Origin of the sequence: Nostoc cf. edaphicum LEGE 07299, from assembly GCF_015207245.1 — a bacterium.
GTDB lineage: Bacteria > Cyanobacteriota > Cyanobacteriia > Cyanobacteriales > Nostocaceae > Nostoc > Nostoc edaphicum_B.
The window spans coordinates 1-7,118 of record NZ_JADEXF010000164.1; the positions used below are offsets into that span (position 1 = coordinate 1).

At 41.9% G+C, this 7,118-nt stretch carries 6 protein-coding genes; 4 read left to right on the forward strand and 2 right to left on the reverse strand.

What is annotated here, in order from left to right:
- Positions 1–84: 84 nt before the first annotated feature.
- From IQ229_RS06930 to IQ229_RS06940, 3 genes are all read left to right on the forward strand, one after another.
- The gene (locus IQ229_RS06930; RefSeq protein ID WP_194042431.1) at positions 85–807 is read left to right on the forward strand and encodes a cyanoexosortase B system-associated protein; all 723 of its coding nucleotides are present in this window, start codon (positions 85–87) and stop codon (positions 805–807) included.
- Between the two features lie 233 nt (positions 808–1,040).
- Positions 1,041–2,396: a polysaccharide biosynthesis/export family protein gene (locus IQ229_RS06935; protein WP_194042433.1), complete on the forward strand. Its 1,356-nt coding sequence runs from the start codon at positions 1,041–1,043 to the stop codon at positions 2,394–2,396.
- Positions 2,397–2,617: 221 nt separating this feature from the next.
- Positions 2,618–4,792, forward strand: a complete 2,175-nt coding sequence (locus tag IQ229_RS06940) for a GumC family protein (RefSeq protein ID WP_194042435.1) — start codon at positions 2,618–2,620, stop codon at positions 4,790–4,792.
- Between the two features lie 140 nt (positions 4,793–4,932).
- Here IQ229_RS06940 and IQ229_RS06945 read toward each other — a convergent pair whose 3' ends face one another.
- Positions 4,933–5,604: a rhomboid family intramembrane serine protease gene (locus IQ229_RS06945; protein WP_194042441.1), complete on the reverse strand. Its 672-nt coding sequence runs from the start codon at positions 5,602–5,604 to the stop codon at positions 4,933–4,935.
- Positions 5,605–5,730: 126 nt separating this feature from the next.
- Positions 5,731–6,450, reverse strand: a complete 720-nt coding sequence (locus IQ229_RS06950; protein WP_194042437.1) for a rhomboid family intramembrane serine protease — start codon at positions 6,448–6,450, stop codon at positions 5,731–5,733.
- Positions 6,451–6,674: 224 nt separating this feature from the next.
- Here IQ229_RS06950 and IQ229_RS06955 point away from each other — a divergent pair.
- On the forward strand, positions 6,675–7,118 hold a 444-nt coding region (locus IQ229_RS06955), incomplete at its 3' end, for a tetratricopeptide repeat protein (RefSeq protein WP_194042439.1).

Here is a 7,118-nt window from a genome sequence, read left to right on the forward strand (position 1 = left end):
CTTATACGTAAGTCCTAAATATTACTGAACTCACAATGTGATTTTATAAAGTAAAATTTTGCCTAAGTATTGCAAATTTTACTGATGATTTCCTTCTCTAAATTTTTCAAGGAAAACCAATTGACTCAGGTAGCAGCACTTTTGTTATTGCTACTGCTGCTAGCAATGGCGGGGGTTCCCGGATATCTGACAGGATACTGGCAATGGAAACAGCCGCCAGCTGTTACTACCCTCAATGAATTAAAACAGATCCGCAAAGCTGGGTTAAACCTTCCTGGTTGGCAAACCATTGAACAAGCAGAACAGCAAATTGGCGAACATAAATGGTCTTTGCAGGTAGTTAAAAAAGAAGGTTCCGAATCCCAGGCAATCCTGCTTTTGTTGCCACAAAATGGGCCTATGGATCAACCAGAGGTAGAGTGGACAGACGTTAATGGCTGGGGAAGATCGCGCTGGGGAAAGTGGGATATAGCTCAATCTCGTTCTGCGGAATTTACTGTGAAACCATCTGCAAAGTTGGCTTCTAATGTCGAAACTAAAGTAGAAGCTAGGTTTTTTCGCGCCTCCACACCACAGCAAACCTTCGCTGTTTTGCAATGGTATGCTATGCCAGACGGCGGAAATCCATCACCTTTTCACTGGTTCTTGGCAGATCAAGTGGCACAGTGGCGCAAGCAACGCACTCCTTGGGTTGGCGTGAGCATTCTGATTCCAATGGAACCTTTGGGGGAGGTAGAAACATCTTGGTCTTTAGCCCAGTCTATTGGGGAAACAGTGCAAGCTGCATTAATGGCAGGCCCTTTATAGAGTCTGTTATGGGTGCCCTTGTGCGGAGATTTATCAAGAGTATCTCTATAAATTGTGTTCAGGCTGAAACTCACCTAAAATGATGTTAATAACATGAAGTTAGAAATTAAATTTAGCAAAATTAGTCTCTTTCTCTTGGTAAATACTTCTAGATAAAAGAGACATTGAAGGCATTTTTAGAGTAAAATAACCACTCGGCGCGACTAATTTCTATATCAATATTTTCTACACCGATGTTCATAGATGCCAGTTATTATATGCGTGGATTCAGCGCCCTGTCTTTTGTTAGTCTTCAAGTAGGAGTTTTCTTAACAACACCTATCCAACTTGTTGTTGCCCAGCCTTTTCCATCTCAAGGACAATCACCAGGGAAATTCCCCTCACCTGTGCCAGTTAATGAAGTTGCACCTCTCGCAAATGAAGAAATTTCCCCGCAACTCAGCCGCTACCTTTTGGGGCCAGGAGATGCAATTGGTGTTGTGCTTCAGCGTCCTCCTGGGCCATACCGTTTAGGCATAGGAGATGGAATTAGCGTTTCGGTTCAGCGCTTTCCAGATTTGAGCTTTCAAGCTTTAATCAACCCAGAAGGTAATATTGCAGTGCCGTTATTGGGAACAGTTTCTTTACAAGGTTTAACTTTGGAAGAAGCTCAAGAAAAAATTCGCTTGGGTTTAAATCGTTATGTAGTCGATCCAATAATAGTTTTAGCCTTAGTAACGCAGCGTCAAGACCTTAGTTTTCAAGCTGTAATTAGTCCAGAAGGCAACATTATTGTGCCACAAGTGGGAACGGTATCATTAAAAGGTTTAACCTTGGAAGAAGCTCAAGAAAAAATTCGTTTGGGCTTGAGTCGCTTTTTCCCAGATCCAATTGTGGTAGTATCTTTGGCAGGAACGCGACCAGTTCAAGTTACCATTAGCGGGGAAATATTTCGACCAGGAATTTATCCAATTAATTCACCAACACCCCGCGTTGCTGATGCTTTGCTAACATCTGGTGGTTCAACGTTGAATGCAGACCTGCGACAGGTGCAAATACGCCGGAAGTTAATCGATGGTTCTGTGATTTCACAAACGATTGACTTATACGCAGCACTGCAAAATGGCGGTTCAATCCCAAATTTACGCTTACAAGATGGAGATGCGATACTCGTGCCTCGTCGTGAAGTAGGTAATGAAGATGGTTATGACCGCAATTTGGTAGCACGTTCATCCTTGGCCACACCACAGATTAGAGTCCGAGTTTTAAACTACGCTGCGGGTGGCCTTTCCATTCAAGCACTGCCTAATGGCAGTACATTTGTTGATGCTTTGGGAGGTGTAAATCTAGACACTGCTAATCTGAGAGATATCGCTCTGGTTCGCTTTGATTCGGAACGAGGGAAAGCTGTTACACAAAAACTTGATGCTAAAAAAGCTCTAGGCGGTGATGCGTCGCAAAATGTAGCACTTCAAGATAATGATGTTATTGTTGTTGGTCGGAACCTCATTGGTAGAATTACTAATTTCTTGACTACCATTACCCAACCTTTCTTCAATGTTCAATCCTTTCTCCGGTTTTTTGACAACATCGGTGGTGGATCGGATTAGTAAAATTAAAAGAAGAATGCAAGCTGAAAATAGTTTTGAGTGTAAAAGGCCACATCTCTAACTTATCTTTGAATTTATTAATGAAAAAATCTTAAAGATATCAACCGACATATACAGTAGGAAGTTGATAGCATCCTTGTATCAAAGCCACTATCTTTAGTTTGGTGCTTCCTAAATTTTGAATTTTGAATATTTAAATTTTGAATTGGAGCGAAGCGACCATGACCCCACCAATTGTTAAACGCTATCTTATTGCTTTTGATAAATATAAGTGGATTGGACTAGCTAGTTTTGGTTTAGTTGTCGCCGGGTCAACTGTAGTAGCTATGCAACCAGAGCCACCTACTAGCTATATAGCATCTGGGGCACTTACTTATAGTGGCCCGCCAGTTTCTTTCTCTGCAACTGGTAATGAAATCCAACAGCAAGGGAAGGAACTAAATGAGGAAGTTTTATTATCAAACCAAATAATTGCAGGTGTGGCGGAGAAAGTCGGTATCAAACCGAAACAACTCGGTGCAAGTCTTGCTCTTGCTCTACCTAAAAAAAATGCTAAGAGTGGAGAATTAGAATCTTCTACCTTTGAACTTAAATATGTAGATAGTGACGCCAAACGAGGCATACAGGTATTGACGGAATTGATGCAAGCAATGATCAAGTTGAGTAGTGACATCAATACTGGGCGATTACAAGCAATTATTCAAAAGATTAACGATCGCACACCACAAGCTAAACGCGAATTGCAAATTGCTGAAAAGAAGTTGGAACAGTACGATCGCGTCGAGCGAACAGCAATCTTAGCAGCAGAGAATGGCAGCTTGTTAAGCGCCATTACTGCCAGCCAAAATCTCCAACGGCAAATTCAATTAACTATTTCTGGGGTTGATGGTCAAGCTCGCAGTTTACAAAATAAGTTAGGCTTAACAGTCGGACAAGCTTATGTTTCTTCTGCTTTGAGTGCCGATCCAATTATTGGTAACTTACGAGCGCAAATTTATCAAAGTGAATCGCAAATAGCTGTACTCAGAAAAGATTTGCGGCCAGAACATCCAACGATGGTGCAGTTACTGCGTCAGAAACAAGCTGCTGAGGAATTACTACAACAACGTGCTGCTGAAGTTTTAGGTGGTGGTGGAACGGCGGCTCCACTTCAGGGTAGCGTTGCAGGTATTCGCACTCAAAGCAGCTTAGATCCAACACGCCAGCAATTGGCAAACCAAATGGTGTCTTTACAAACCCAAAGGGAAACACTGCAACAACAACTAGCTCAAGAAATCCAACTAGAAGCGCGACTCCGGCGAGAGTATGCTCTGATACCCAATAAGCAATTAGAGCGATCGCGTTTAGAACAGGAAGTTGGACTCAAAAAAGCTATCTATGACCAAATGCAGGTGAAGCTAACCGATGCGAAAACCGCAGAGGCAGAAACTACTAGCAGCCTCAGTGTTGCCAGACGCCCCGCAGTCACTGTTGATCCCAAACCTCCGAAGAGTGTGCCTATTACCCTTGCTGTGGGTAGTTTCTTAGGTGTATTGATTGGTGGCGGGGTGATATTTTTGTTGGGAGCGCTGGAAGGGACTTTCAAAACCAGGGAGGATATCCGCGAAAGCCTCAAGCAACGAGAAGTGGCACTGTTGGGAGAATTGCCTTTAATGCCAGTTGATGATTTGGAGCCAGATGCTGTACCGGTAGTATTTTCCCAAGATTCTCCTTATTTAGAATTTTATGAGAAATTCCGTAGTAATATGCGCCGGATTGGTGGTAAAAACTTAAAGGTAGTATTGATTACTAGCACCAGTAGCCTAGAGGGTAAAACGGCAAGTGCTTATAATTTGGGTGTTGCTTCCGCCCGTGCTGGTAAAAGAACCTTAATTATCGAAACAGATTTGCGATCGCCTTCCCGTTGTACATCTTTAAAAGTAATCCCTGACCCTGAAGCCACTATTGAACCCCTACGTTATTACGCTAATTTGAGTGAATGTATTCGTTTAGTTCCTGATGTTGAGAATTTATACATTCTTCCCAGCCCTGGCCCAGTGCGGCAATCCGCTGCTATTCTTGAATCTAGCGAAATGCGGCGGCTGATAGAAGATGTCCGCGAACGTTTTGATTTAGTCATTTTAGATACTAGTCCCCTCAGCATATCCAATGATCCTTTGTTAATTCAACCCTACAGTGATGGGATCGTACTAGTGGCGCGACCAAACTATACGCAAGAGAATATGCTAGGTGAAGCTATCGATCAATTGGTTGAATCCGAACTAGGGTTATTGGGAGCAATTATTAATGGTGCTGATATCATCGTCTCTGTACCTGAAGAAGTTCCAAAATCATCAGCATTTACATCTGAGGTAGAACAGTCAGAAGAAGTTTCAGCCAGGGCCAACAAAAACTAATAGTTTCAAATGTAGTAGTTTTAACACAGAGTATCGCATTAGTATTAGTGTTCGCTTTAGCACCTCTGAAAGAAGAGAAGGTTAGCGCAGAGAATTGAAAGGTAGCAATTTTTTGCTACGAGTTTCAGGAAATGCTGTATTTAATCGCGCCGAAACAAGCCAAACAAGGGAGCGAGAATTACCCCAAATACAAAACCACCGATGTGTGCCCAATATGCAACTCCACCAGTTTGCACAGTCATATTAGCGGCTGTTTGGAGGGTAGCAAGACCGGATATCACATTTTGCACAACAAAAATTCCAATTATGACTAGTGCTGGAACTCTGATTGTGGTAATGAAAAACCCCAAAAATATTAAAGTCATGACTTGAGCGTGGGGAAAGCGGATAATGTACGCACCCAAAATCCCAGAAATTGCACCACTTGCCCCCAAGGAAGGAATCTCAGAATTCATCCCAATAAACCATTGACACAAGGCAGCTAAAGCACCACACGCCAAATAAAAAATCAGATATTTGGCATGACCCAATCGATCTTCAATATTATTGCCAAAAACCCAGAGAAACACCATATTTGAGATTAAGTGCCACCAACCACCGTGTAAAAATTGCGACGTAAATAACGTTATCCACTCTCCATTCAAATTGGTGGTTAACTCTTGAGGCACTACTGCATATTCACTGAAAAACTGACTCAATTGTGCATGTGGCAGGCTCACCTCGTGAATAAAAACTAAAACATTCATGCCAATTAACCCATAGGTGAAATACGGGGTGATTCGCGTCGGATTTTCATCGTAGAGGGGAAACACAGGTGTTTTTCCTAAATTATTGACTAACTGCAATATAGCTTGTCAGGCTAGCAGTTGCGAAGGTCAAACAATTTCACCTATTAAATTAACCAGTATAATTGAGGGTAACAAAGATACTATGAAAAATTACTTGTACCAAGCTTCTTCCTGGGATTTATCGCTAAATAAACCCAACAGTGGGCCGAGAATTGCCCCAAAAATAAACCCGCCGGCATGGGCCCAATAGGCAATACCGCCACTTTCCATACCGATGTTGGTACGTGCTTCGAGACTAGTAAGCCCGTAAAAGGCTTGTTCGAGAAACCAGAATCCTAAAAAGAAATATGCGGGGACACGAAAAGTTGGGAAGAAAAACCCTAAAGGTACTACACCAAGAACTTCGGCGTTGGGAAAGCGGAGAATGTATGCACCCATAACACCTGCGATCGCACCGCTTGCACCCAAAGAAGGAATGCTAGAATCTTGAGCGAAGAACCACTGTGTTAAAGATGCCAAAACACCGCAAGATAAATAAAACAGTAAATATTTAGCATGGCCTAACTTATCTTCAACATTGTTACCAAAAATCCAGAGAAACAACATATTCCCGGCTAAGTGCAAGAAACCGCCGTGCAAAAATTGTGAAGTAATCAAAGTTGCCCACTCTGGTACTGGTTGATGTACAGAGATACCAGCAAAGCTTAAGGTGAGTTCTCGTGGAACTACAGCCGCAAGGTGTAAAAATCCATTTAATGCTTGGGGGGGAAGATTTGCCTCATAAAGAAAAGCGAGGACATTGGCAGCAATCAGTCCATAAGTTACATAAGGCGTGATTTTTGTCGGATTATTATCTCTAATGGGAACCACGAGCGTTTTTTCCTGAATTTTAAAACAGCAATTTTACAATACTGAATTTTGTAAGTAGTTTCTTCTACCTCGTGGATGGATCTGAGTTTGATATTTGAGATTTATTGTAGGACTTACCTTGAAACAATAAGCATCATGCCATAATTTTCCAGTTAGAGAAGAAAGCAGCTTGACCACAGTGCTGATTTTGTTCGTCTAAAATTGCATATTAGCTAGACAAACTCATGTTTTTTTCAAATTCTCTGGAAAATCAACTCCAGCGCTGGAACGAAACCATTCGCAATCAGCCGAAAAATCCCAATGCTTACATTCGTCGAGGCATGGTTAACTTTCAACTGGCCAAAATTGATGAATCTATTCAAGATTTTGATGTAGCAGAGCAATTGGATGTCCGTATCAAACCCTACCTCTGGCAACGTGGATTATCGTATTATTATGCAGAAAGATTTGCTGAGGGCGCTGAACAATTTGAAATAGATTTGACTGTGAATGCTCAAGATGTAGAAGAAACAGTATGGCGATATCTCTGCGTAGCTCGTTCTTTAGGTATTGAAGAGGCGCGTAATTCTTTACTAACTGTAAAGAATGATCCTCGACGTATTATGCAGCGCGTATATGATTTGTATGCAGACAATTGTACACCAGATGATGTTTTAATTGTGGGTCAA